The organism is Epilithonimonas sp. (assembly GCF_036780765.1).
GTDB lineage: Bacteria > Bacteroidota > Bacteroidia > Flavobacteriales > Weeksellaceae > Epilithonimonas.
Genome location: NZ_DAIQCG010000003.1, coordinates 307,583 through 332,407, shown reverse-complemented (window position 1 = coordinate 332,407; position 24,825 = coordinate 307,583). Strand labels below are relative to the sequence as shown.

21 protein-coding genes and 1 riboswitch are annotated in these 24,825 nt (G+C 34.9%); of the genes, 5 read left to right on the top strand and 16 right to left on the bottom strand.

The window, feature by feature from the left end; genetic code table 11:
- Positions 1-12 precede the first annotated feature (12 nt).
- A complete protein-coding gene (locus V7P73_RS08070) occupies positions 13-648 on the bottom strand; it encodes a peroxiredoxin (protein WP_333852522.1) in 636 nt (211 codons plus the stop codon).
- Between the two features lie 136 nt (positions 649-784).
- Entirely contained in the window at positions 785-1,300 is a 516-nt protein-coding gene (locus V7P73_RS08065; protein WP_333852521.1) for a hypothetical protein, read from the bottom strand.
- A gap of 114 nt (positions 1,301-1,414) precedes the next feature.
- Between V7P73_RS08065 and V7P73_RS08060 the strand changes: the two genes are divergently transcribed.
- The 4 genes from V7P73_RS08060 to V7P73_RS08045 all read left to right on the top strand — a co-directional run bounded on the left by V7P73_RS08060 (position 1,415) and on the right by V7P73_RS08045 (position 6,022).
- The gene (locus tag V7P73_RS08060; protein ID WP_333852520.1) at positions 1,415-3,163 is read left to right on the top strand and encodes a glycoside hydrolase family 3 protein; all 1,749 of its coding nucleotides are present in this window, start codon (positions 1,415-1,417) and stop codon (positions 3,161-3,163) included.
- 68 nt (positions 3,164-3,231) lie between these two features.
- Positions 3,232-4,392 carry an N-acetyl-alpha-D-glucosaminyl L-malate synthase BshA gene (gene bshA / locus V7P73_RS08055; RefSeq protein ID WP_333852519.1) on the top strand — a complete coding sequence of 387 codons (1,161 nt, stop codon included), beginning with the start codon at positions 3,232-3,234 and terminating at the stop codon, positions 4,390-4,392.
- Positions 4,393-4,502: 110 nt separating this feature from the next.
- The gene (locus V7P73_RS08050; protein WP_333852518.1) at positions 4,503-5,771 is read left to right on the top strand and encodes a DUF2851 family protein; all 1,269 of its coding nucleotides are present in this window, start codon (positions 4,503-4,505) and stop codon (positions 5,769-5,771) included.
- 14 nt (positions 5,772-5,785) lie between these two features.
- Positions 5,786-6,022 (top strand): PspC family transcriptional regulator, encoded by a 237-nt coding sequence (locus V7P73_RS08045; protein WP_376746201.1) that lies wholly within the window; start codon positions 5,786-5,788, stop codon positions 6,020-6,022.
- Positions 6,023-6,331: 309 nt separating this feature from the next.
- Here V7P73_RS08045 and V7P73_RS08040 read toward each other — a convergent pair whose 3' ends face one another.
- The 14 genes from V7P73_RS08040 to V7P73_RS07975 form a co-directional block, all read right to left on the bottom strand.
- A complete protein-coding gene (locus V7P73_RS08040; protein ID WP_333852517.1) occupies positions 6,332-7,105 on the bottom strand; it encodes a succinate dehydrogenase/fumarate reductase iron-sulfur subunit in 774 nt (257 codons plus the stop codon).
- 23 nt (positions 7,106-7,128) lie between these two features.
- Positions 7,129-9,141, bottom strand: a complete 2,013-nt coding sequence (locus V7P73_RS08035) for a fumarate reductase/succinate dehydrogenase flavoprotein subunit (RefSeq protein WP_333852688.1) — start codon at positions 9,139-9,141, stop codon at positions 7,129-7,131.
- A gap of 10 nt (positions 9,142-9,151) precedes the next feature.
- Positions 9,152-9,811, bottom strand: a complete 660-nt coding sequence (locus V7P73_RS08030; protein WP_333852516.1) for a succinate dehydrogenase cytochrome b subunit — start codon at positions 9,809-9,811, stop codon at positions 9,152-9,154.
- A 194-nt stretch (positions 9,812-10,005) separates the two neighbouring features.
- Positions 10,006-11,469 (bottom strand): RNA polymerase factor sigma-54, encoded by a 1,464-nt coding sequence (gene rpoN, locus V7P73_RS08025; protein ID WP_333852515.1) that lies wholly within the window; start codon positions 11,467-11,469, stop codon positions 10,006-10,008.
- Between the two features lie 145 nt (positions 11,470-11,614).
- Positions 11,615-13,690: a M13 family metallopeptidase gene (locus V7P73_RS08020; RefSeq protein ID WP_333852514.1), complete on the bottom strand. Its 2,076-nt coding sequence runs from the start codon at positions 13,688-13,690 to the stop codon at positions 11,615-11,617.
- 113 nt (positions 13,691-13,803) lie between these two features.
- On the bottom strand, positions 13,804-15,252 hold the full coding sequence (asnS, locus tag V7P73_RS08015; protein ID WP_333852513.1) for an asparagine--tRNA ligase: 1,449 nt from the start codon (positions 15,250-15,252) through the stop codon (positions 13,804-13,806).
- 135 nt (positions 15,253-15,387) lie between these two features.
- Positions 15,388-15,930, bottom strand: a complete 543-nt coding sequence (gene rimM / locus V7P73_RS08010; RefSeq protein WP_333852512.1) for a ribosome maturation factor RimM — start codon at positions 15,928-15,930, stop codon at positions 15,388-15,390.
- A gap of 183 nt (positions 15,931-16,113) precedes the next feature.
- Positions 16,114-16,686, bottom strand: coding sequence for a 30S ribosomal protein S16 (locus V7P73_RS08005; protein ID WP_120213955.1), 573 nt, complete (start codon positions 16,684-16,686; stop codon positions 16,114-16,116).
- 252 nt (positions 16,687-16,938) lie between these two features.
- Positions 16,939-17,571, bottom strand: coding sequence for a trimeric intracellular cation channel family protein (locus V7P73_RS08000; protein ID WP_248878354.1), 633 nt, complete (start codon positions 17,569-17,571; stop codon positions 16,939-16,941).
- 93 nt (positions 17,572-17,664) lie between these two features.
- Complete coding sequence (locus tag V7P73_RS07995; protein ID WP_333852511.1) at positions 17,665-18,429, bottom strand: exodeoxyribonuclease III; 765 nt, start codon at positions 18,427-18,429, stop codon at positions 17,665-17,667.
- A complete protein-coding gene (locus V7P73_RS07990; RefSeq protein ID WP_333852510.1) occupies positions 18,429-19,568 on the bottom strand; it encodes a hypothetical protein in 1,140 nt (379 codons plus the stop codon). Before V7P73_RS07990 ends, V7P73_RS07995 begins: the two co-directional genes overlap by 1 nt.
- Before the next feature lie 95 nt (positions 19,569-19,663).
- Complete coding sequence (gene porX / locus V7P73_RS07985; RefSeq protein ID WP_333852509.1) at positions 19,664-21,208, bottom strand: T9SS response regulator signal transducer PorX; 1,545 nt, start codon at positions 21,206-21,208, stop codon at positions 19,664-19,666.
- Positions 21,209-21,387: 179 nt separating this feature from the next.
- Positions 21,388-22,944, bottom strand: coding sequence for a ribonuclease E/G (locus tag V7P73_RS07980; RefSeq protein ID WP_333852508.1), 1,557 nt, complete (start codon positions 22,942-22,944; stop codon positions 21,388-21,390).
- A 240-nt stretch (positions 22,945-23,184) separates the two neighbouring features.
- Positions 23,185-23,475 (bottom strand): HU family DNA-binding protein, encoded by a 291-nt coding sequence (locus V7P73_RS07975; RefSeq protein WP_027383593.1) that lies wholly within the window; start codon positions 23,473-23,475, stop codon positions 23,185-23,187.
- Between the two features lie 47 nt (positions 23,476-23,522).
- Between V7P73_RS07975 and mutY the strand changes: the two genes are divergently transcribed.
- A complete protein-coding gene (mutY, locus tag V7P73_RS07970; RefSeq protein WP_333852507.1) occupies positions 23,523-24,581 on the top strand; it encodes an A/G-specific adenine glycosylase in 1,059 nt (352 codons plus the stop codon).
- A 30-nt stretch (positions 24,582-24,611) separates the two neighbouring features.
- A riboswitch (cobalamin riboswitch) is annotated at positions 24,612-24,796 on the top strand.
- Positions 24,797-24,825 lie beyond the last annotated feature (29 nt).

Here is a 24,825-nt window from a genome sequence, read left to right as displayed (position 1 = left end):
AAAAATCTGAAATTATTTATTCGGTTGCGGTGTGTAGCGCAAATAAGGTTTCACAACTTTCACCCCTTTTGTAAACTTTTTCTCTGCATCTTCTTGCGAAACAGCCGGCGGAATAATCACATCTTCTCCATCTTTCCAATCTACAGGCGTTGCAACGCCATAACCATCTACCAATTGCAGAGAATCCAAAACTCTAAGAATTTCTGTGAAATTTCTACCTGTAGAAGCGGGATAAGTGATGATGAGTCTTACTTTTTTATTAGGGTCAATAATCAACAAAGACCTTACCGTTAGAGTTGCACTTGCATTAGGATGAATGAAATCATACAACTCAGACACTTTTTTGTCTTGATCCGCAATTATTGGGAATTCAACTTCCGTATCTTGAGTTTCATTAATATCGGAGATCCAACCTTTATGATTGTCAATTCCGTCAACGCTTAACGCTAAAACCCTTGTATTTCTTTTATCGAATTCTGGTTTCAGTTGTGATGTTTTTCCCAATTCAGTTGTACAAACGGGTGTATAATCTGCTGGATGTGAAAATAAAATTCCCCAAGAATCTCCGAGGTATTCGTAAAAATTAAGATTTCCTAAACTGCTTTCTGCATCAAAATCCGGAGCGGTATCGCCAAGTTTTATAGACATATTATTAATATTTTTTGATTAATGAATAACAAATTTAATAATAAAAAATTCAATTCATACTAATTTAGTATTATTTATTTTTAGTCACAAAAAAAACCACAAATTCTGTGGTTTTAATTTATTTATGAGGTTGGGATTACAATGTTCCAACTTTAGTGTCATCAATATTGTATTTAGCAATAATCTCCTCGTAAGACAATTTCTTTAAATCTTCTGACGTACCATTTTTTCCATAAACCGCTGGGACTAACACCACTCTGAATGTTTGGTTATTCAAATATTGTGGAGTTGTACTAATATCATAGGTTCCTCCAGCATAAATCATAAAATCATTTTTAGAAAAATCAAAATCATAATCCAATTCTCCCTGATCTAAATAAAGCGTTCTTGGAATCTGTTGCCAAACTGGAGCGTTTCCAGATGTTCCTGTCTGTCTGAAAATAACTACATAATCTTGATCTAATAATGGATTATTAAAACTCTGGCCGTATGTCCATCCATCTGTTGCATTATACGAGAAATTAACATTTCGCAGATCATAAACAGCAGGATAATCTACCTGCACCTGTTGTATATCATCATTATCATCTTTACAACTGAAGATGAATAAGCTACCAACTAGCAATAATAAAAGGGGCAAAAACTTTTTCATAGGTATAAATATTTTACGTTAATTTTTAATTACAAATTACAGACCATAAAAATAGCTAATTTCCGAGGAATTAATATCTTTATGGAAACTTTCTAAATTTTAGATTTTCAAAATATGAAAAGGTTAAGTCTTCTTATAATAACTTTTATTTCGCCATTTTATTTCACCCAGTATCAACCTAAAAATATTTCCAATTCGGAGATTAAAAAAGCCAATGATTGGGTAGATAAAACTTACAACTCACTTTCGCAGGATGAGAAGCTGGGACAGCTTTTTATTGTAGCACTTTACACAAACAAAGATGAAGCTCATATCAACCAAGTTAGAAACATTATAACCAATGAAAAAATCGGTGGGTTGATTCTGATGCAGGACGATGCAGCAAGAGAAATCAATCTAGTTAATGAATTTCAGTCCCAATCAAAAGTGCCAATGATGATCGGAATGGATGCAGAATGGGGCGTTTTCCAAAGAATAGCAAAAGCACACAAATATCCTTGGGCAATTGCTTTGGGAGCGATTCAAGATAAAAACCTGATTTACGAAATGACTGCGAAAATTGCTGAAGATTGCCAAAGAATGGGCATCAATTGGGATTTTGCACCTGTTGTGGATGTGAACACCAATCCAAATAATCCGATTATTGGAAACCGTAGTTTCGGTTCGGATGTCAATAATGTTGTGAATTCTGCTTTGGCTTATTCGAACGGTTTGCAGGATAACAGAATTCTTGCAGCAATTAAACATTTCCCAGGTCACGGCGATACAGATACAGATTCGCATTTGGATCTGCCTGTTGTTTCTCACAACTTAGAAAGATTGGAAAAAATCGAAATAGCACCTTTCAAAGCTTTGATGAATAAAGGAATTGGCGGTGTTATGGTTGCGCATCTCTATGTTCCGACTTTGGAAAGTGATAAAGGAATTCCAGCTTCGATTTCTAAGAAAATTGTCACAGGACTTTTGAAAGAAAAACTAGGTTACAAAGGTTTGATTATTACCGATGCGCTTAATATGGGCGCTGTTGCTAATAAATTCAAAGCGGGAGAATTGGATGCGATGGCTTTCAAAGCAGGAAATGATATTATGTTGTTTTCACAGGATGTTGCTACAGGAAAAAAACTGATTCAAAAAGCGATTGATAATGGCGAAATCCAACAAAGTAGAGTAGAAGAGAGTGTTAAAAAAATTCTTTTGACTAAGTATTATTTAGGTCTTAATCAGTACAACAATATCAATCCTGTAAATGTGAACGAGGATTTGAATAATGCCTCACATTCGGCTTTAGTTCAAAAAATGTATGCGAATGCTTTGACATTAATCAAAGACGACAAAAAGCTATTACCCTTGGATTGTAAAGAAACGTACTATTACGTTCCGTTAGAAGAAGCACCTTATGAAACTTTCCTTAATCAAATCAATACAAGAACAACTGTAATTGTTAAAAAAGCTAATGAAATCAATACAATTCCAGCTAATTCAAAAGTGATTGTTGGTTTCCATAAAGATAATTCTACAGCTTACAAACCATACAAAATTTCTGATGCAAGCAAGAAAATTTTATTAGAATTAAGCAAAAATCAAAATGTAATGCTGGATGTATTTGGAAGTCCTTATGCTTTGAAAGATATGGATATTTCTAAAATTTCTACAGTTTTGGTTTCTTATGAAAATAATGACGACGCGATGAAAGCAACAGCAAACGGACTTCTCGGACAAACAAAAATCTCAGGAAGACTTCCGGTTTTGGTCAATGATAATTTGAAATTCGGATTAGGAATGGATGTAGAAGCGAAAATTCAAAATAAAACTGATAGAAAAAATAGTTCAGAAACGAAAAATTCTAAGATAGTAATGGAGTAAATTTGTTACGCTTTAAAAAGTAAAAAAAAGTCTTTATACTTTTTACATAATACATTGTACAAGAAAAAATGAAAATAGGAATACTTTGCTATCCAACTTACGGCGGAAGCGGAATTGTAGCAACAGAATTGGGAATGTCTCTAGCAGACAAAGGTTTTGAAGTTCATTTCATCAGTTCGGCGTTGCCGGCACGTTTGGATGTTACCAATCCAAATATTTTTTTCCATAAAGTCAACGTTCAGACTTATCCGCTGTTCCAATATCAGCCTTATGATATCGCATTGTCATCGATGATCTACCGAGTTGTGAATCTTTATAAATTGGATATTCTCCACGCTCATTATGCGATTCCTTATGCTTATGCTGCTTTTACAGCTAAGCAAATGTTGAAGGCAGAACAGAAAGATGTGCCTTTGGTGACGACGCTTCACGGGACAGATATTACTTTGGTAGGACAGCACCCAAGTTACAAGCATGCTGTCGAATTTTCTATCAATCAAAGTGATACAATTACGTCAGTATCAGAAAGTTTGAAAAAAGATACATTGCAGTTTTTTGATATTCAAAAGAATATCCAAGTGATAACCAATTTTATAGATAATTCTGTTTTTGATGAAAAGGGAAATGCCTGCCAGAGAAAGCAATTTGCGAGTGATGATGAAAAAATCCTGATTCACGTTTCCAATCTTCGTCCGGTTAAGAGAATTCAGGATGTTTTGGAGATTTTCAAAAATGTTAATAAGAAAGTCAAGTCAAAACTGATTATCATTGGTGAAGGTCCGGAAATGGAAAAAATCTCTGAGTTTATGGAAAATAATCCAGAACTGATTGGCGAAATCAAATTACTTGGAAAAGTCAACGATTTATACAGAATTTTACAACTTTCCGATGTCTTCCTTTTACCTTCTGAACAAGAAAGTTTTGGCTTAGCAGCTTTGGAAGCAATGGCTGCTAGAACGCCGGTTATTAGCAGTAATGCAGGCGGGATTCCAGAAGTTAATATCCAAGGTGAAACTGGATTTTTAGCAGAAACTGGAAATGTAGAAGCAATGTCAAATTATTGCATCAAATTGTTGAGTGATGATAATCTTCTCGAAGAAATGAAAAATAATGCAAAAGAACAGGCCTTTAGATTTGATCTTAAAAACATTTTACCACTCTACATAGAGATGTACGAATATACTATTACCAGATTTGAACATTCTAAACTAATAAATTCAGAAAATTAATTTAGAGTTCAATTTACTTTAGATTTCGGAATTTTTCTTAACTTAACCCTTTCAGAGTTTCAATTTCTGAAAGGGTTTTCTATTTCTGGAATTTAAAAACTATAACACAGATGAATGAAGACATATTGCAATATATCTGGAATTACAAAAAATTTCGCAGATTCGATTTCATCTCGGCAGACGGACGTGTTATCGAAATATTAGAATTCGGAGAGTGGAACAAAAATTCTGGTCCGGATTTTCTCTTTGCCAAAATTAAAATTGATGATATAATTTTTGCAGGAAATATTGAGATTCATACCAAAGCGTCCGATTGGTTTTTCCATAACCATTCTGGCAATCCTGAGTTTGAGAATCTAATTCTTCATGCCGTTTACATTAATGATTGTGATATTCCGGAATTGAACCAACATAACATTCCGACTTTGGAACTCAAAAGTTATATTGATGTAGAATTGATTCAGAAACATCAGAATTTGAAAGCTGAACATTCTTTTATAGCTTGTGAAGAGTTGTTTGATGAGAATAAAATTCCGTTATTTTTTGAAGAAACTGTTTTACTCAAAAAGTTGGAAGCCAAAGTTCAAATTTTCCAAGAATCACTTAACAATAATCAAAATAATTATGAAGCAGTTTTATTTCAAAATCTTGTTTATACTTTCGGATTGAAAGTGAATGCAGAAATTTTTCTTCAAATGGCGGAAAGTCTGGACTTTTCCGTGATTCAGAAAATTAAACAAAATGATATTCATTTAGAAGCATTGTTCTTTGGAATCTGTGGATTTTTGGATGAGTCAAAAGATGAAATAATGCAAATTTGGAAACGTGAATTTGATTTCTTAAAAGTGAAATTTAATTTATCAGATATCATAATTCATCCCAAATTCTCCAAACTTCGTCCTCCGAATTTCCCAACTATAAGATTGTCACAATTAGCCAATCTTTATCATTCTCAGCCTAATCTTTTCTCAAAACTGATTGAAGCCAAAACGATTGAAGACTTGTACAATATTTTCAAAAATGTCAAAGCTTCGGAATATTGGGATAATCGATTTAATTTTGGAAAAGTTTCGACAGTTGAAAGTAAGAAATATCTTAGTCAGGATTTTATTGATTTGATTATCATTAATACGATTTTGCCGTTGAAATATTTCTATCATAAAAATCATAATCCGGAAATAGTAGATGATATTTTTGATTTTTATAAACTGATGAAACCTGAGAAAAATTCTGTTTTGGATGAATGGAAACAGTTAGGAATGAAATTCGAAAATGCGTTGAAGACACAAGCTTTTCTCTATCAATACAAACTATTTTGCAATCATAAAAAATGCTTAAATTGCAGTGTTGGTTTTCAGTTGTTGAAGAGTGATGATTAATCAGATTAAAGAAAATGAAAGAGCCTAAAATTATCAATGGTTTGCGCCATAAAATGGAAAGAGAATGGTTTGGCGTTTTGACGAGATACGGAACCAAATTAGGAATTCCTGTTTCTAAATTGCGCGTTTTCTTTATCTATTCTACGTTTGCAACTGCTGGGATTTTCTTTCTTTTTTATCTTGGTCTTGCATTTATGCTTTGGATCAAAGACTGCATTGTGACTAAAAGACCTAGTGTTTTTGATTTGTAATTATTTCTAGCAGATTTACCAAATTTTATAGATTTCAATATAACATCATATTGTCATTCCGTAGGAATCTCTCAGTATAAATTGACTTTGTCGAACCACTTTGTTTGGTTTCCTACTGAATGACAAGCTTTGTGTTTATTGACAGATGTTGTTTTTATACAGAATTCCGCAGCCCGGCTTGAGCGGAAATCCTTTTTACGCAACGAAGTGAAGTGAAAAGATTGGGAGCGGAAGACGGATTAAGCTGTCCAAATAAAAATCCGATTAAAATTAATTAACCGGACTGTTATATTTCAGATATTTAAAATCTTAAGAATTAGCTGTAGAAAGTTTTGCTGTAACATATTCTCTGTTCATTCTTGCGATATTTTCCAGAGAGATTCCTTTTGGACATTCAACCTCACAAGCTCCGGTGTTGGAACAGTTTCCGAATCCTTCTTCGTCCATTGCTTTTACCATATTCAGAACTCTTCTTTTTGCTTCTACACGACCTTGTGGCAACAATGCGAACTGAGATACTTTTGCACCTACAAATAACATTGCAGAACCGTTTTTACAAGTTGCAACACAAGCACCACAACCGATACAAGCTGCTGCATCCATCGCTTTGTCTGCATCTTCTTTAGGTACAGGAATAGCGTTCGCATCCAAAGTGTTTCCTGAAGTGTTTACAGAAACAAATCCACCTGCAGCCATCACTCTGTCGAATGCACTTCTATCAACCACCAAATCCTTGATCACTGGAAAAGCAGCACTTCTCCAAGGTTCGATGTGAATCGTTTCGCCATCTTTGAAATGACGCATATGCAGCTGACAAGTGGTGATTCCTGTATCTGGACCGTGCGCTCTACCGTTGATGTAAAGTGAACACATTCCGCAGATACCTTCACGACAATCGTGGTCAAACGCAACTGGGTCTTTTCCCTCGTTGATTAATTGCTCGTTTAGGATGTCCAACATTTCTAAGAATGAAGAATCTGTAGAAACATCAGAAATTTTATAGGTATCGAATTGTCCCTTCGATTTATTATTTTTTTGTCTCCAAATTTTCAGCGTAAGATTTAAGCCTTTTTTTGCACTCATTTTTATATATTTTTGAATGGAGATTATTTGTAACTTCTTGCTTTAACTTCGATGTTCTCGTACACCAAGTCTTCTTTATGTAGCAAAGACTGATTGATGTCCATACCTTTATATTCCCAAGCGGCAACATATTTGTAATTCACATCATCACGTTCTGCCTCTCCATCCGGAGTAGAGTGGTCTTCACGGAAGTGTCCTCCGCAAGATTCATTTCTGTTAAGCGCATCAATTGCCATCAATTGTCCTAATTCCAAGAAATCTGCAACTCTGAACGCTTTTTCCAATTCTGGATTCAAGTTATCAGCATCACCAGGAACTTTTACATTTTTCCAGAAATCATTTCTAACTTCTTCGATTTCTTTGATAGCTTCTTTCAAACCTTCAGGCGTTCTTCCCATTCCTACTTTGTTCCACATAATGTGTCCCAATTTTTTGTGGAAATGGTCAACCGAATGTGTTCCTTTATTATTTAAGAAGAAATCGATTTTATCTTTAATTTCTTTTTCAGCATTGTTGAATTCTGGAGTGTCTGTAGAGATTTTTCCAGTTCTAATATCTGCAGAAAGATAATCTGCAATAGTGTAAGGAAGAACGAAATAACCGTCTGCCAAACCTTGCATCAAAGCAGATGCTCCCAATCTGTTTGCTCCGTGGTCTGAGAAATTAGCTTCTCCAACTACGAAACATCCAGGGATTGTAGATTGCAAGTTATAATCAACCCAAACACCACCCATTGTGTAGTGAACCGCTGGATAGATTTTCATTGGTGTCTTGTAAGGGTCATCAGCAGTAATCTTTTCGTACATTACGAATAAGTTACCGTATTTCTCCTCAATCCATGCTTTACCAAGGTCATAAATCTGCTGGTCAGTTGGATTATGAATATGCTTTTCGATAGCGGCTTCTTTACCTTTTTTCATGATTTCTGTTGAGAAATCTAGGTAAACGCCTTCTTTCGTATCATTATTTTCGATTCCGAAACCTGCATCACATCTTTCTTTTCCAGCTCTGGAAGCAACGTCTCTCGGTACCAAGTTTCCAAAAGCAGGATATCTTCTTTCAAGATAGTAATCTCTATCTTCTTCTTTAATATTTTCTGGTCTAAGCTTCCCTTCTCTGATAGCAACAGAATCTTCAATCTTTTTAGGAACCCAGATTCTTCCAGAGTTTCTAAGAGATTCTGACATTAGAGTCAATTTAGACTGCTGAGTTCCGTGAACAGGAATGCAAGTCGGGTGAATCTGAACATAGCAAGGATTTGCGAAATACGCTCCTTTTTTGTGGATTTTCCAAGCTGCAGAAACGTTGGAACCCATTGCATTGGTAGAAAGGAAATAAACATTTCCATAACCTCCAGAAGCAATTACAACTGCGTGTGCAGAATGCTTCTCGATTTCTCCAGTTACAAGGTTTCTTGCGATAATTCCTCTTGCTTTTCCATCTACAATTACAAGATCAAGCATCTCGTGACGGTTATACATTTTGATTCTGCCTTTACCGATTTGTCGGCTCATTGCAGAATATGCTCCTAATAATAACTGCTGTCCGGTCTGTCCTTTGGCGTAGAAAGTTCTTTTTACCTGAACTCCACCAAATGAACGGTTATCCAATTGTCCGCCGTATTCTCTACCAAAAGGAACACCTTGCGCAACACATTGGTCAATAATATTAGCTGAAACTTCAGCTAATCTATATACGTTAGCTTCTCTCGCACGATAATCTCCACCCTTGATTGTATCATAAAACAATCTGTAAGTAGAGTCTCCGTCGCCTTGATAATTCTTAGCAGCGTTAATACCACCTTGAGCTGCAATAGAGTGTGCTCTTCTCGGAGAATCTTGGTAGCAGAAAGCTTTTACGTTGTAACCTTGTTCAGCAAGAGTCGCAGCAGCAGAGCCACCAGCTAATCCTGTCCCAACAATGATAATGTCTATTTTGTCTCGGTTGTTTGGAGCAACCAAGTTCATATGGTCTTTATGATTTTTCCATTTGTCCTTAAGTGGACCGTGAGGAATTTTTGAATCTAAACTCATAATTTATTTTTTATTATTGAGTAACGAAGTGATAAATTGCGATGATGATAAAACCTGCAGGAATGATAACAGAATACCAGTTTCCGAAAGCTTTGATAAAAGGTGTGTACTTTGGATGTCTTGCTCCAACTGATTGGAAAGAAGACTGGAATCCGTGTGCTAAGTGCAGACCTAATAATACAAATGCAACAACGTAAAGAACAACTCTCCACAAATCGTGGAACTTGTGGTGTAGCTCTTCCCAATATCTCAATTCATCAGGATTGTTTCCTTGGATATACTTATAACTGATTTCTGGAACCCAAAAATCGTAAAAGTGTAACGCGATGAAAGCCAAAATAACTGCTCCGGAAATAATCATATTTCTAGACATCCAGGTAGAATTTGCAGAACCTTGGTTCATTGCATATTTCACTGGTCTTGCATTGTTATTTCTGATTTCCAGAATGAATCCCATCACGAAGTGGAAAACAACTGCAAAAATCAAGATTGGCTGCATCAGAAACTGAACCGCAGGATTGTATCCCATAAAATGAGAAGCAGCGTTGAAACTGTCTTCGCTAAAGATGGAAATCATATTGGTGGATAAGTGCATCACCAAAAAAATCAGCAAGAACATTGCTGAAAGTGCCATAGCATATTTTCTGCCTATAGAAGACGTAATCCCTGCCATAATTCTATTGTTATTTTGAATTTCCACAAATTTAGAAAATAGTTGAATCATATAACATTGAGAAATGTCAGAAAAATACAGTTTGTAATCTTTCTAAATAACTTTAATGGAATGTTAACAATATTTCAACTTTGATAATTATTCTATCTTAAATTTCAATAAAAAACCTCGAAAAATAATTCCGAGGTTGTGTTTTATAATTCTTTTCTCAATCTTGCGACTGGGATATTCAATTGTTCGCGGTATTTTGCAATCGTTCTTCTTGCGATATTGTAACCTTTTTCTTTCAAGATTCCTACAAGAGCGTCGTCTGTATAAGGTTTTCTCTTGTTTTCTTTATCAATAGCTTCCTGAAGGTGCATTTTGATTTCTTTAGTCGAAACTTCTTCGCCTTCATCATTGGTTAATGAATCTGAGAATAGGTTTTTCAAATAAACAATTCCGTTTGGTGTGTCAGCGTATTTGCTTTTCACAACTCTGGAAATTGTGGAAATGTCGAAGCCTGTAATATCAGCAACATCTTTCAGAATCATTGGTTTGATGTTTTTCTCATCACCAGAAATAAAATAATCTTTCTGAAGTTTCACAATCGCAGTAATGGTTTGCAGTAAAGTATTTTGTCGTTGATTAATAGCGTCTATATACCATTTTGCAGCATCCAGTTTTTGTTTGATGAAAAGTGCAGCTTGCTTGTGCTCTGTTGACTTTTTATCGTGAGAATAAGTCGAAAGGATCTCCTTGTACTCATCAGAAACTCGAAGGGTAGGTGCATTTTTGTTATTCAAAGATGGAATAACCTGATTGTCCTTAACTTGAATCACAAAATCTGGAATAATTTCTTGATTAATTGTAATCGTCTGCGTGTCGAAGTTTCCACCAACTTTTGGAGATAATCTGGAAATTTCGTCCAAAGCTTCCTTCAAATCTTCTTCTTCGATATCATATTTCTGAAGAATCTTGTTGTAATGCTTGTTTGCCAATGCATCAAATTGATTTCTCAAAATGTTTCCTGCTAAAATAACCGCAGAATCAGAGCTTACTTTTTTCTCAATCTGTAAAAGCAAACATTCTCGCAAATCTCTCGCTCCAACACCTGGCGGGTCGAGTTTTTGTACGTAGTTTTCAAGAACATCAGTAACTTTTTCAATGGTTGTATAAATCCCTTGTGAGAAAGCCAAATCATCAACAATAGATTTGATTTCTCTTCTTAGGTAACCATCTGTATCAAGGTTTCCGATAATATATTCAGCGATTTTCAAATCTTCGTCATCGATGTTTGAAAGTCTGATTTGTTCTAAAAGATAATCATAAAGCGATTGTCCTTCCGTTAATAAAGATTGATTGTCGAACTCTTCATCGTCGGCAGAGTAGTTGCTGCTCGCAGTTTTGTAGCTTGGTTCGTCATCATAAAGATATTCATCAACATCAAAATCGGTTTCGATGCTTTCGTTGCCTTCGCTTTCATATTCTTCGTCAGTTTTGGAGTATTCTTCCTCAGAATTTTCGTCCGCCACTTTTTCTAAAGCAGGATTTTCTTCCAACTCTCTTTCTAGTTCTTCTTCAAATTCCAACGTATGAAGCTGAATCAACTTCATCAACTGAATCTGTTGAGGGGCCAATTTTTGGCCAAGTCGCATTTGTAGATTTTGCTTTAGCATAATTTTTGGTGTTTGTCGATTAATGTCAACTTTACGAAGTTAGAAAAATATTTTTTAAAAACAACAAGTTTAGCACGATTTTTGATGAATGATATTTAACGTAAAAAAAACCTTCAGGATTTCTGAAGGTTTTTTCTTTGGTTTTTTACCAGATTTTTATGCGTTTTTCAGGAGCCACATACAACTTGTCTCCCGGTTTAATATCAAATGCTTTTTGGAACGCATCCATATTAACCAAAGGTCCAAAACTTCTGTAATAACCCGGCGAATGTGGGTCAGTTTTTACCTGATTGGTCATATATTTATCTGTAGATTTGGTTCTCCATACAGTTGCCCAACTCATAAAGAATCTTTGGTCTTGCGTCAATCCGCTGATTTCTCCGGGATTTCCGTGGTCTTTCAGATACATTTGCAAAGCTGTGTAAGCCACATTAATTCCGCCTAAGTCTCCAATATTTTCTCCACTTGTGAATTTTCCGTTGACAAAACTTCCTGCTACAGGTTCATATTTATCATATTGTGCTGCCAGTTGTCCTACTTTTTCATCAAAGTTCTTTCTATCGCTTTCTGTCCACCAATTATTAAGGTTTCCATCTCCGTCAAATCTTGATCCGCTATCATCAAATCCGTGAGAAATCTCGTGACCAATTACGCCACCAATTCCTCCAAAGTTAACCGCTGGGTCTGCATTGAAATTGAAAAACGGAGGCTGCAAAATCGCTGCTGGGAAAACAATCTCATTGTTGGAAGAACTGTAATAAGCATTGACAGTTTGTGGCGACATTCCCCATTCTGTTTTATCAACTGGTTTTCCTACTTTGTCAAGATTTTTTGCGTAATTCCATTCAGAGATTTTCTCAAGATTGTTGTAATAAGTTCCATTATTGGAAGTCAATTGCAAATTTAATTTAGAATAATCTTTCCATTTATCGGGATAAGCAATCTTCACTTTGAATTTTGATAATTTTTCCAAAGCTTTTTCTCTCGTCACAGGCGACATCCATTCTAGATTTTCTATGTGAAGTTTGAAAGACTTTTTGATGTAATCTACATAAGTTTCCATCTTTTGTTTGGCTTGTGCTGGGAAATATTTCTCAACATACAATTTCCCAAAAGCTTCTCCCAAAACACCATTGATTACGCCTAGTCCACGTTTTTCCATAGAACGCTGTTCTTGTTGACCTTGCAAATATTTGGAATAAAAATCAAAACGGGTGTTATCAAGGTTTTGGTCCAGATTTCCTGCGTTGTTATTCAAAAGGTCGTACTTCATATACTCTTTGATGAGTCCAATGTTTTTATCGGTCATCCAAGAGTCCATGTTTTGATAATATTTCAACTCGCCAATAATCACTTTTTCTGTGTTAACTCCAACTGATTTTAGGTAACTTGGAAGATTAACATTTTTTACTAGTGGTTTTAATTCCTCTATTGTTTTTGGATTGTAACGTAAATTGGCATCACGACCTTGTTCCAGAGTGAGAAGGTCTTGCGCTAATTTTTTCTCAAAATCTACAATTTGCTGAGCAGTTGCATCAGGAGTTTTATTTCCAAGAACTGTTTCCAGTTTAGCAACGTAATTTTTATATTCAGCTAATGTTTTGGTGTTGGCTTCATTCACTTTTTGATAATAGTCTTTACCCAAACCTAAACTTGGTCCGCCAAGATATACTGCATTCATTACCGAGTTTTTCATATCTGCACCAACTCGCCATCCATAAAAAGGGTTGTCGCCTGCAGGTGTAGCTTCAATAAGATATTTCTGTAAATCTTTTACATTTTTAATCGCATCGATTTTCGCTAGTTGAGATTTGATAGGATTGATACCTTCAGCATTTCTCTTATTCCAATCGATGAAAGTTCCATAAAGTGCCTGGATTTTTTCGCCTTCAGAATTTGAACTGAATTTTTCTGAAAGAATTTTTCTCAAAATATCCAATGACGCTACATCTACATCTTCTCTTAAAGCGTTGAATGAACCCCAACTTGGTTTATCAGAAGGAATGACGGCGGTTTTCATCCAACCACCATTCACATAATTGTAGAAATCATCATGAGGTCTAACGGACTTGTCCATATATGACAGATTGATTCCATTATCCTCTTGGACTGTAGATGTTGTTTGCTGCTTTTTACTTGGAGATGTGGTTTGGGCAGTAGAGTGATATCCCATAAAAAATGTGGCTCCGACTGTCAAAAGATAAGAACTTAATTTTTTCATTAATGATTTATTTTTTTTAGTATTTTCAAATTTAGCAATTTTAAATTTTGTTTACTATAAAAAAATCCTTCAGTTTAAACCGAAGGATTTTTTAGTGTTTATTTTTATTTTAATTAAAACTCTGCATTTTTAGGCGTTCTTGGGAAAGGAATCACATCTCGGATGTTGGTCATTCCTGTTACGAAAAGAACTAATCTTTCCAGTCCTAATCCGAAACCAGCGTGTGGAACAGAACCGAATCTTCTTGTATCCATATACCACCAAAGTTCTTCTTCGTCCACGTGCATTTCTGCCATTTTAGTTTTCAGAACGTCCAGTCTTGCTTCTCTTTCAGAACCTCCGATGATTTCTCCAATTCCTGGGAAAAGAACGTCCATTGCTGCTACGGTTTTATTATCATCGTTCAGTTTCATATAGAAAGCTTTGATTTCTTTCGGATAATCAAACAAAACAACTGGGCTTTCGAAATGTTTTTCTACCAAGAATCTTTCGTGCTCAGACTGCAAATCTGTTCCCCATTTCTCAACAGGGTAAACAAATTTTCCTTTTTTGTTTTCTTTAGAATTCAACAAGATTTCAATTGCCTCTGTATAAGAAACTCTCTTGAATCTTTTTGCAATCACATTTTCCAGTTTTTCGATAAGACCTTCTTTCGCTCTTTCTTTTTCTGGTTTTTGTTTTTGTTCTTCAGCAAAACGATTATCAAGGAAATCTAAATCATCCTTGCAGTTATCAAGAACATATTTAATAACATATTTCAAGAAATCTTCTGCCAAATCGATGTTATCTTCCAAATTGTTGAAAGCCACTTCTGGCTCAATCATCCAGAACTCAGCCAAGTGACGCGTTGTGTTGGAGTTTTCTGCCCGGAAAGTTGGTCCGAAAGTATAAATTCTTCCCAATCCCATAGCAGCTGTTTCACCTTCCAATTGTCCGGAAACCGTTAAGTTGGTTTTCTTTCCGAAGAAATCTTGAGAAAAATCGATGTCACCCTCTTCTGTTTTTGGAATATTATCAAGGTCAAAATTAGTAACACCAAACATTTCGCCAGCACCTTCTGCATCAGCTCCCGTAATTACAGGTGTGTTGATATAAAAAAACTGATTTTGATTGAAGAAAGAGTGGATTGCAAAACTCACAGCGTGACGCACTCTGAAAACTGCGCCAAACAAATTGGTTCTGAATCTCAAATGGGCTTGCTCACGCAACTTCTCCAAACTATGTTTCTTAGGCTGAAGAATAGTTGCCTGTAATTCGTCAAAGAAATTATCTCCAAGAACAGTGATTTTCTTAGCGATGATTTCAACAGTTTGACCAGCACCTTGGCTTTCCACAACTTCACCTACAACTTTCAAAGACGAAGCAGTATTGATTTTCTTGATAGTTTCTTCGTCGAAATTTTCAAAATCTACTACAACTTGCAAATTATTAATCGTAGAACCGTCATTCAATGCGATAAAGCGATTGGAACGAAACGCACGAACCCAACCCTGAACGGTGATGTCGTGATGCAATACTTTTTTGTAATCTGCCAAAAGGTCTTTAATTGTCTGTCTTTTCATCTTTAGATAAAATATATTTTCAAATCGAAATACACCATTTAAACAATGGTGTTTGATGGTTTAAAATTAATGATTGCAAATGTAATAAAAAATGCAGATAAAGCTGCGTTCCAATAGCTCTCGTGTTAATGTTCTTTACTCATCCTTTTTAGAAGGAACCAAGAAAACATCCATCAAACCTTCTGGCAGAAACATTTGGATAAATTTCTCTTCACGATTTACTTCCAAAATCCAGTCTTTGATAATCGGGATGATAATTTCTTTTCCGGCAAGGTCTAGAATGAAATAATTTTGAGCCGTTTGGTCATTGATAGAAACGATATTTCCACAGGTTTTTCCATCAGTTTCACGGATTTCGAAACCAATTACTTCGTGGTAATAGAATTTTTTTCCAGTCAGTGGCGGTAGAGTAGAGAGCGGAAGATAAACACCTTTTCCAATCGATTGATTCACCAAGGCTTCGGAAGAATTTTTGAAAGAGATAATTTTGGTGTCGGCTTTGGACCAGGTCTGTTTTTCCACAAAAAAAGGAACCAATAAACCATTGACTTCCACAAAAATCGATTCCAATTTGTTGTACATCTCAGGTTGATCTGTATCCAGTTTTAAGATAACATTCCCTTGTAATCCGTGTGTTCTGGTAATTGTTCCTAAAAAATAGCAATCTTCTTTTCTCATTATTTCAAAAAATTAATTTTCTTCTTTTCCCCAACCAAAAGGAAGGTAGAAACCTGGCGAAGTGGTTCGACGAAGTCAAAAATTAATTTGCTCCCTTTAGGGTTGGGGAAACAAATTGATTTTTTATTAAACAACAAAGACACGAAAACTTCGTGTCTTTGTTTTGTATCTTTTGTTAAAGAATTAAGCCTGAGTTTCTTCAGTTCCTTCTGCTTCAGCAGTTGGCTCTTCAGTAGCAGCTTCTTCTGTTGCAACTTCCTCAGCAGGCGCGTTAGCAGCCTCTTCAGCAGCTTTAGCATCAGCTTCTGCTTTAGCAGCAGCATCAATTCTTGCTTGGTTTACTTTAGCTTCAGCCTCTAGAGCCGCTTTTTTAGCATCAGCTTTAGCAGTAGATAAACCTTCAACTTTTCCTTGTACTTTAGCATCTTTAGCCTCAACCCAAGCAGCGAATCTCTTCTCAGCTTCAGCCTCGTCAAAAGCACCTTTAGCAACACCACCTTGAAGGTGTTTTTTGTACAAAGCACCTTTGTAAGAAAGGATAGCTCTTGCAGTATCAGTTGGTTGAGCTCCGTTGTTTAACCACTTTACAGCAGAATCAACATTCAAGTCGATAGTTGCAGGGTTTGTAATTGGGTTGTAAGTACCTAATTTTTCGATGAATCTACCATCTCTTCTAGCTCTTGCATCCGCAACTACGATGTGGAAGAAAGGTTTTCCTTTCGAACCGTGTCTTTGTAATCTGATTTTTACTGACATAAATTTTAAATTTGTGGGAACACGTCCCGGTTAAATGTTTAAGTTTGCAAAGATATAAAAAAAGTTCGATGTTCAATAGCTTGAATTAAAAAATATAAAAACCTTAAACATAGAACTTTAAACTTCCAATATTTAGGAGCCGGGAACCTGCTTTCCGTTGCAATCTTTTTTGCATCAAGATTTATCCATCAAAAGTGAAAGAAGTGCAAGCAAAAAAGGATTTTCACTACAATCAGGGCTACGGATTCGGGGTTACATTTCCTCGTTACTTTCGTAACCATAAAATTTCGGGATTCTCCAATGGTATTTTACGGCGAGCGTTCTGATGGTAACAATCAACAGAATTGTGAAAATCTGAACCAATGTATAAGAAAGCGTTGTGAATTTTGACAACAAAAGAAAAGTTCCTCCACCTACGATACAAGCAGTCGCATAGATCTCTTTTCGGAAGATTAACGGAATTCTGTTTAGCAAAATATCACGAATAATCCCCCCGAAACACCCCGTGATTGTTCCTAATGTTAAGCATATCAAAGGATGAAAACCTGTGCTCAAACCTTTTTGTACACCAATAATGGTAAACAATCCCAAGCCGAAACTATCAAAAATAAATAACGTTACTTTAAAATTTTTCTCAATCGATTTGAAAATCATTGAGAACACACAAGTGGTGAAAATCAATCCACAAGTCAGCATATCTGTCATCCAAAAAACGGGAACGTCTAGCAACAAATCCCGCACTGTTCCTCCCCCAACAGATGTTACAAATGCAATAATCAAAACGCCAAATGGGTCTAAACGTTTTTGCATCGCGGCAAAACTGCCCGACATCGCAAAGGAAATAGTTCCCAAGATTTCTATGATAAGATTAATTTGCTCGTGCACGATTTTTATAAATGATGATTGATGAATGATAAATTATAAAATTAGATGAAATAATCGCCGATGAAACATTAATTATCGATTATTATTTATTATCTATAAGCTCAACTCTACAAGAACTGGACAATGGTCAGAATGTTTGACTTCTGGGAGAATCACGGCGCGGGTCATTTTTTCTTTTAAAGGTTCGGAGACAAAGTTGTAATCCAAACGCCAGCCTTTGTTCCTTGCTCTGGAACCAGCTCTGTAGCTCCACCAAGAATATTGGTCCGGTTGGTCATTAAAATATCTAAAACTATCTGTTAAACTATTTTCAATCATAAAGTTGGTCATCCATTCTCGTTCCATTGGTAGGAAACCAGAAGTGTTTGCTAAACCGATTGGATTATGAATATCAATCGCTTCGTGGCAAATGTTGAAATCGCCGCTGATAATTAGATTCGGGATGGTTTTTCTGAGTTCTTTGATGTAAGCCAAAAAATCAAAACAGAATTGCATTTTGAAATCTAATCTCTCAATATTGGAAGCAGAAGGAATGTAAACAGAAATCACAGAAAAACTGTCGAAATCTGCGCGCATAATTCTCCCTTCGTTGTCGTAGCTTTCTACTCCGCAACCGTATTCTACGTGATTTGGTTTTACTTTAGAAGCGATTCCTACTCCGCTGTAACCTTTTTTCACTGCAGAATGCCAATAGCTGTGATAGCCTAATTTCTCCAGACTTTCTATATCGATTTGGTCATTTCCAGCTTTGCTTTCTTGGATGCAAATAACGTCTGGACTGGCGACAGCCAGCCAACCAAGGAAATCTTTTGTAAATGCTGCGCGGATTCCGTTGACGTTGTAGGAAATGATTCTCATTATTTTACAAATGGTAAGTTATATTTAAGACCTATTGATGCTGAATTTCTTTGTAAATAATTTTGACTAATATTTAGTAATCCGAAAATTTCAAAATCTTTATAACGGAAACCTGCTTCTATATTATTAAGAGTTAATAATTGTGATGCATTCTCTTTTACTATAGGATTACCTGAATAGAATGTTCTTGTAACATAATTACTCATCGACCAATCAAATGCATAAACCCCCACAAAAACTTTATATTTTTTAGTATTTAAAGGATAAAATCTTAACATTAATGCAACTTCAAACTGATTAGCAAGATTAGCATAATGAATCTCTGTCTTTTCTTCATCTCTATCAAATATTGTATAATTTGCAGCAAAAGCAATTGAAAAAGAATTATTCACAAATGGCATATTACGTTCAAACTCTAATCCAAAAGTATAAGAACTTTTAACATCATAAATATCATATTTCTCTTTACCAAAGTTTTTTGCTGCTACAACTTTTAGATAATTTTTAGTATAATCTTTTTTAATAGTTTGGTAAGTATCTCCGGCGCATTCATTAGCCTTTTTAAAAAACTTAATAAGTTCTGAATCAGAATATTTTACATAATTCACAGAAGCATCTTTACAAGCTAAATTTTTCAAATCAGTTCTAAACTCATTATTTTTAACAATTATACTCTCACTATCAGGATGATAATACTCTTTATAAAAAAGTGATTTCATCAAACCATCATTTGCAGAATAGAAGAATGCCGTATTTTTTTCATCCACAAACTTATAAAGCGTATTAGTTCCCTTAACTAAAATCTCTAAGATTAAGTTTTCTTTCTGAATATTAAATTTCCCATTATATGAAATTTTATTCTGAGCTTCATCGTGTCTAGAGATTTCCACATCAGTCTTCACAAATTCTCCGTAGTTATTAATATTTACACTTTTGATATCATTTTTATTAAAAATTTTTTCTGCAGAAGTTTCAGAAGCTTTAAATCTAAAGGATTGTGGCGTATGGTATGGTGCATTATAGAATACTAAACCAGAAATTTTTGAATTATTTTCTAATGTTATTTCTGCTGGTTTGAAATTTTGTGAAAAAGCATTCATACTCAGAAGCAATGTGAAAATTTGTAATATTAATTTCATAGTGTTAATTTAATTTTCACAAAAATATATAAAAAAGGCGGAAAAAGTTGCCTCTTTCCGCCCAATAAACCCAAATCAAATAAACTATGAAAAAACTACTTGGGTTCTAGTATGCTTATCGGGATGATGACCTCTTCTAAGGAAATTCCCCCGTGTTGATAAGTATCTTTGTAATAATTTACAAAGTGATTATAGTTCTTCGGGTATGCTAAAAATATATTGTTCTTGGCGAAAATATATTTGGAACTTAGGTTGCCTTTTGGTAGAAAAAGCTTGTCGGGATTGTTAATCGCCCAAACATCTTTGTCTTCATAAGTCAAACTTCGTCCGGTTTTGTATCTTATATTAGTTGACGTTTCTCTGTCGCCAACTACCTTACTAGGTTTTTTAACATAAATTGTGCCGTGATCGGTTGTAATGACCAATTTGAATCCATTTTCTGCTGCAGTCTTGATAATTTTCAGCAAAGATGAGTTCTCGAACCAATTATATGTCAAAGACCTGAAGGTTTTATCGTCTCTAATTAATTGATTGACAATATTATTATCTGTTTTTGCATGAGACAAAATATCGATGAAATTGTAAACGATAACTAGTAAGTCATTGTTCTTATGTTGGTTGAAATCGTCTAAAATTTTTCTTTCAAAGTCGGAATTCAGGATTTTCAGGTATTTCATTGATTTGCTAGATAGTCCCAAACGCTTCATTTGGTCTTCCAGGAAATCTCTCTCGTACTCGTTTTTGTTACCTTCTTCGTTATCATTGAACCAATATTCTGGGAATCTTTTTTCGATTTCAGAAGGCATCAAACCTGCGAAAAAAGAATTTCTTGCATATTGTGTCGCTGTTGGCAAAATACTGAAATAATAATCCTCGGAAGTTTTGTTGTAGAACTTGGTGAACAGAGGTTCTATGACTTTCCACTGATCGTATCTCAAATTATCAATCATCAGCAAAAGAACTTTTTCTTTTTCCAATTCTGGTTTCACTTTGTCTTTGAAAAGTGTGTGACTCATCATCGGTTTCTCATTGCTGTGAAGCCATTCTTCGTAATTATTCTCGATGAATTTTGAGAATTGAATGTTCGCTTCTTCTTTTTGATTTTGAAGCAAATCTGCAAACTCATTATCTGAAACTTTATCAAACTTAACTTCCCAGCTTAAGATTTTCTTGTAATATTCTGCCCAGTCTTGATATGTTCTTAGATATGACAATTCCATACTCAAGTTACGGAACTCTTGCTGATAATCTACAATTGTTTTTTGCTCAACTAGAGATTCGCTTTGTAGAATTTTCTTTAATGACAGAAGAACTTGATTTGGATTTACAGGTTTCAAAATGTAATCTGAAATCTGAGAACCAATCGCCTGTTCCATAATATGCTCCTCTTCACTTTTCGTAACCATTACGATTTTAAGCGCATTGTCTTTTTCCTTAATCATGGGAATCGCTTCTAAACCGGAGATTCCGGGCATATTTTCGTCAAGAAATGTTAACTCGTATTTTTCTTTTTCTATCATTTCCAACGCCTCATTCACATTATTCACCGGAGTAACGTTGTAACCTTTATTTTCGAGAAAAACAATGTGTGGTTTTAGCAAATCTACCTCATCATCTATCCATAAAATTTTTCCTGACATATATTTTTTAATTTAAGTTTATGTATCAAAGTTATGACCAAAATATCATAATTATAATTAAATAACAGAATATGGAAGTTAAATATTAGTTAAAGGAAATTTTATTTTTAAAACAAATATGCTTAATCAATTTTGAGCATAAAAAAAACAGACCTAAAAAGTCTGTTTTAATATTTTCTTTAATTAGAGAAACTCATCAATTCCTTTTTCTCTGCGTTATAGAGATGAAACTCTAACATCTTGAAAGAATCTCTCGGAATCACGGTCACCCATTTTTTGTATTTCAAAAACCACTTGTTTTGGATGCTGGCAAGACCTTTTGTAAGATAAGCTTCTACAAAAGGATGCACGTGTAAGTATAGTTTTCCTTTTTCTTTTTGCATAATAGTTCTGATAGAATCCTCCATTTTTTCAACAATTACGATTGGAGCAATAATTTCTCCATCTTTGTTGGGGTTTTCTTCAGAAGTCTCGATGTGTTTCTCGGCACGGACACGTTGTCTTGTCATTTGGATTAGACCAAATTTGGAAGGAGGTAAAATCTTGTGTCTGGCCTTATCACGCTTCATTTCGTCTCGGAAATGCTCGTAAAGCTCTTTTCTGTGTTCCGGATCCACCATATCGATAAAATCTACCACGATAATCCCGCCCATATCCCGAAGTCGCAATTGTCTTGCAATTTCCGTCGCTGCCATTTTGTTGACAGTCAAAGCGTGCGTTTTGTTGGTAGAAGATGATGAGATATTGTTTCCAGAATTCACATCTACAACGTGAAGCGCTTCTGTATGCTCAATCACAAGGTAAGCACCTTTGGAAGCCGGAATATTCACGTGCTTTCCAAAACTTTGTTTCAATTGTTTCTCGACATTGTAATACTCCATCAAAGGAATATGAGAATCATAAAACTGAACAATATTCTTACGTTCCGGCGCAATAACTTCGATGTAAGACTTCATATCCTCCACCATTTTTTCGTCGTCGCAAATAATGCTTACGAAATCCTGGTTAAAGTTATCTCTAAGGATAGAAGACGCTTTATCTTCTTCACTCAAAACCTTACTCGGAACCTTATTTTTCTGAATATTCTTAAACGTCGTTTCCCATTTTTTTACCAACTGATTCATATCATTGTGAAGTTCAGCTACTTTCTTCCCTTCTGCAACCGTTCTGATAATCACGCCGAAACCTTCCGGACGGATACTTTCTATCAATGTTTTCAGACGATTTTTTTCTTCGGGGTCGGTTACTTTTTTGGAAATTGAAATTTTGTTATCGAAAGGAATCAAAACCAAAAAACGACCTGTAAGTGAGATTTGCGTAGAGATACGCGGTCCTTTTGTAGAAATTGGTTCTTTGGTGATTTGAAGAAGGACTAGGTCGCCCGCCGTCAAAACTTTGTCAACAGTTCCCATTTTATCTATATCCTTAGCAGTTTCAAAACTTTTAAGGCTGGGAGATTGTTGTTTTTTCGATATCGTATTTTTCAGAAATCTTTGGTAAGATAGGAACTGAGGACCAAGATCCTGATAATGCAAGAATGCGTCTTTGTCTGTCCCGATGTTTACAAAAGCTGCATTAAGATTGGGCGCCAATTTTTTGATTTTGCCCAGAAAAAGGTCACCTACAACAAAATCTGACTTCGTCTCTTGCTCGTGAAGCTCAAAAAGACGGCCATCTTCCAACAAAGCTATTTTTGAAGCATCTCCCTCATTGGAAATAATCAGTTCTTTCTTCATAACTTCATAAAAAGGTTTTTATTAAGGATTAGGTTGTAAATATAAAACAAAAATATAGCTGGCAAAGTGCCAACTATATTTAATATGTTTAAGACTGAAAAAATACAGATTATTTTTTCTTTTTGTGTCTGTTTGCTCTTCTTCTTTTCTTTCTTTTGTGAGTTGCAACCTTGTGTCTTTTTCTCTTTTTTCCGCTTGGCATAATTTATATATTTTTTATACTGTTAATATTCAACTAATTTATTTTACTGCAACTTTAGTCTTAACTTTCTCTACAAAAGTTTTTGAAGGTTTAAAAGCAGGAATGTTGTGAGCAGGGATTTCTATAGCTGTGTTCTTAGAAATATTTCTACCTGTTTTAGCTGCTCTAGTTTTGATAATAAAAGAACCGAATCCTCTTAAATATACGTTATCTCCATTATACATAGAGGTCCTGATTTCTTGCATAAAAGCTTCGATAACTTTCTGTGTATCATTCTTTTCTACTCCCAGCTTGTTCGAGATGGTGTTTACCAATTCTGCCTTTGTCATTTTCTAAAATTCTTTATATTTTTGGTGTGCAAATATAAGACATATTTTTGAAAACAAACAAACAAAATGCTGATTTTCTTCACATTGGAAAAAAGCTCACAAAGTGGTATGATAAGAATGCCAGACATCTTCCTTGGAGAGAAAACCAGCTTCCTTATAATATATGGATAAGTGAAATTGTTTTGCAGCAAACGCAGGTAAAACAAGGACTCGGTCATTATCTTAGATTTATAGAAAGATTTCCGACGGTAAAGGAACTTCATCAAGCTTCTGAAGATGACGTTTTATTATATTGGAAAGGTTTGGGTTATTATTCCAGAGCGATTAACCTGCATAAAGCCGCGCATCAAGTTATTGAAGATTTTAATGGTGAGTTTCCCAATCATTATAATGATATTCTAAAATTAAAAGGTGTCGGGAAATATACCGCTGCTGCGATTGCAAGTATATGCTTTGATGAAAAAGTTCCTGCTGTTGATGGGAACTTCTATAGAGTTTTGTCGAGGATTTTTGCTGATGATTTTGATATTTCTAGTTCGAAGGCTTTTCAATATTTTTCTAATTTAGCTTTGTTAATTATGCCTGATGATAAATCCGGAGACTTCAATCAGGCGATAATGGATATTGGTGCTGAGATTTGCAAACCGAAAAATCCACTTTGCGAAGAATGCCCTGTTAATGATGATTGCATTGCTTTCCAAACCGGAAGAGTTTCAGAATTTCCTGTGAAAACGAAAAAAGTAAAAGTTTCTGATTTGAGTTTGAAATATCTCTTTGTGAAACATAAAAATCAATTCCTTATCAAACAAAGAGGCAATGACTTCATTTGGAAGAAACTGTATGAATTCCCGATTTTGATTCCTGAGAATTGGAATGGTTATATTATCAATTCAAAAATAATTAATCATAAACTGACGCATAAAAATCTTTCAATAGAAATCAATCTCGTTGAAATAGATTCCCAGAAAGAATTTAAAAAGTTCGCTTCTGATAATGATTTTATCATCGTAACAGAAAAACAAGCTGATGAAAAATCTTTTCCAAAACCATTGGAAAATTATTATAAAACAAATGGTAAACCTGAGATTGGAGAATTTCAATTTTAAGAATTATTAAAAATATAGACTCAACTTTATTATATTTGCAAAAAATTTGGTTCCGATATTTTCGGATTAAAATGGGAATGAAGTGCAATTCTTCAACTGTCCCCGCAACTGTAGATCGCTAAAATGTATCTTGCAATCTTGCCATTGTTCTAAAAAGGATGAGAAGGCGCAAAATCAGCGAAAGTCAGGAGACCTGCCAGAGATAAATTTTTAAATAAAGATGCTTTCGGTGGAAAGGCAGATT

Coding starts and splice junctions, on each gene's coding strand:
- V7P73_RS08030 (WP_333852516.1), bottom strand. CDS start 9,811: ATGGCAGGGATTACGTCTTCTATAGGCAGAAAATATGCTATGGCACTT.
- V7P73_RS08040 (WP_333852517.1), bottom strand. CDS start 7,105: ATGAGTGCAAAAAAAGGCTTAAATCTTACGCTGAAAATTTGGAGACAA.
- V7P73_RS07990 (WP_333852510.1), bottom strand. CDS start 19,568: ATGAAATTAATATTACAAATTTTCACATTGCTTCTGAGTATGAATGCT.
- V7P73_RS08060 (WP_333852520.1), top strand. CDS start 1,415: ATGAAAAGGTTAAGTCTTCTTATAATAACTTTTATTTCGCCATTTTAT.
- porX (WP_333852509.1), bottom strand. CDS start 21,208: ATGTCAGGAAAAATTTTATGGATAGATGATGAGGTAGATTTGCTAAAA.
- V7P73_RS07995 (WP_333852511.1), bottom strand. CDS start 18,429: ATGAGAATCATTTCCTACAACGTCAACGGAATCCGCGCAGCATTTACA.
- V7P73_RS08020 (WP_333852514.1), bottom strand. CDS start 13,690: ATGAAAAAATTAAGTTCTTATCTTTTGACAGTCGGAGCCACATTTTTT.
- asnS (WP_333852513.1), bottom strand. CDS start 15,252: ATGAAAAGACAGACAATTAAAGACCTTTTGGCAGATTACAAAAAAGTA.
- V7P73_RS07975 (WP_027383593.1), bottom strand. CDS start 23,475: ATGACAAAGGCAGAATTGGTAAACACCATCTCGAACAAGCTGGGAGTA.
- V7P73_RS08065 (WP_333852521.1), bottom strand. CDS start 1,300: ATGAAAAAGTTTTTGCCCCTTTTATTATTGCTAGTTGGTAGCTTATTC.
- V7P73_RS08005 (WP_120213955.1), bottom strand. CDS start 16,686: ATGTCAGTAAAAATCAGATTACAAAGACACGGTTCGAAAGGAAAACCT.
- V7P73_RS08050 (WP_333852518.1), top strand. CDS start 4,503: ATGAATGAAGACATATTGCAATATATCTGGAATTACAAAAAATTTCGC.
- V7P73_RS08045 (WP_376746201.1), top strand. CDS start 5,786: ATGAAAGAGCCTAAAATTATCAATGGTTTGCGCCATAAAATGGAAAGA.
- V7P73_RS07980 (WP_333852508.1), bottom strand. CDS start 22,944: ATGAAGAAAGAACTGATTATTTCCAATGAGGGAGATGCTTCAAAAATA.
- V7P73_RS08070 (WP_333852522.1), bottom strand. CDS start 648: ATGTCTATAAAACTTGGCGATACCGCTCCGGATTTTGATGCAGAAAGC.
- rimM (WP_333852512.1), bottom strand. CDS start 15,930: ATGAGAAAAGAAGATTGCTATTTTTTAGGAACAATTACCAGAACACAC.
- rpoN (WP_333852515.1), bottom strand. CDS start 11,469: ATGCTAAAGCAAAATCTACAAATGCGACTTGGCCAAAAATTGGCCCCT.
- bshA (WP_333852519.1), top strand. CDS start 3,232: ATGAAAATAGGAATACTTTGCTATCCAACTTACGGCGGAAGCGGAATT.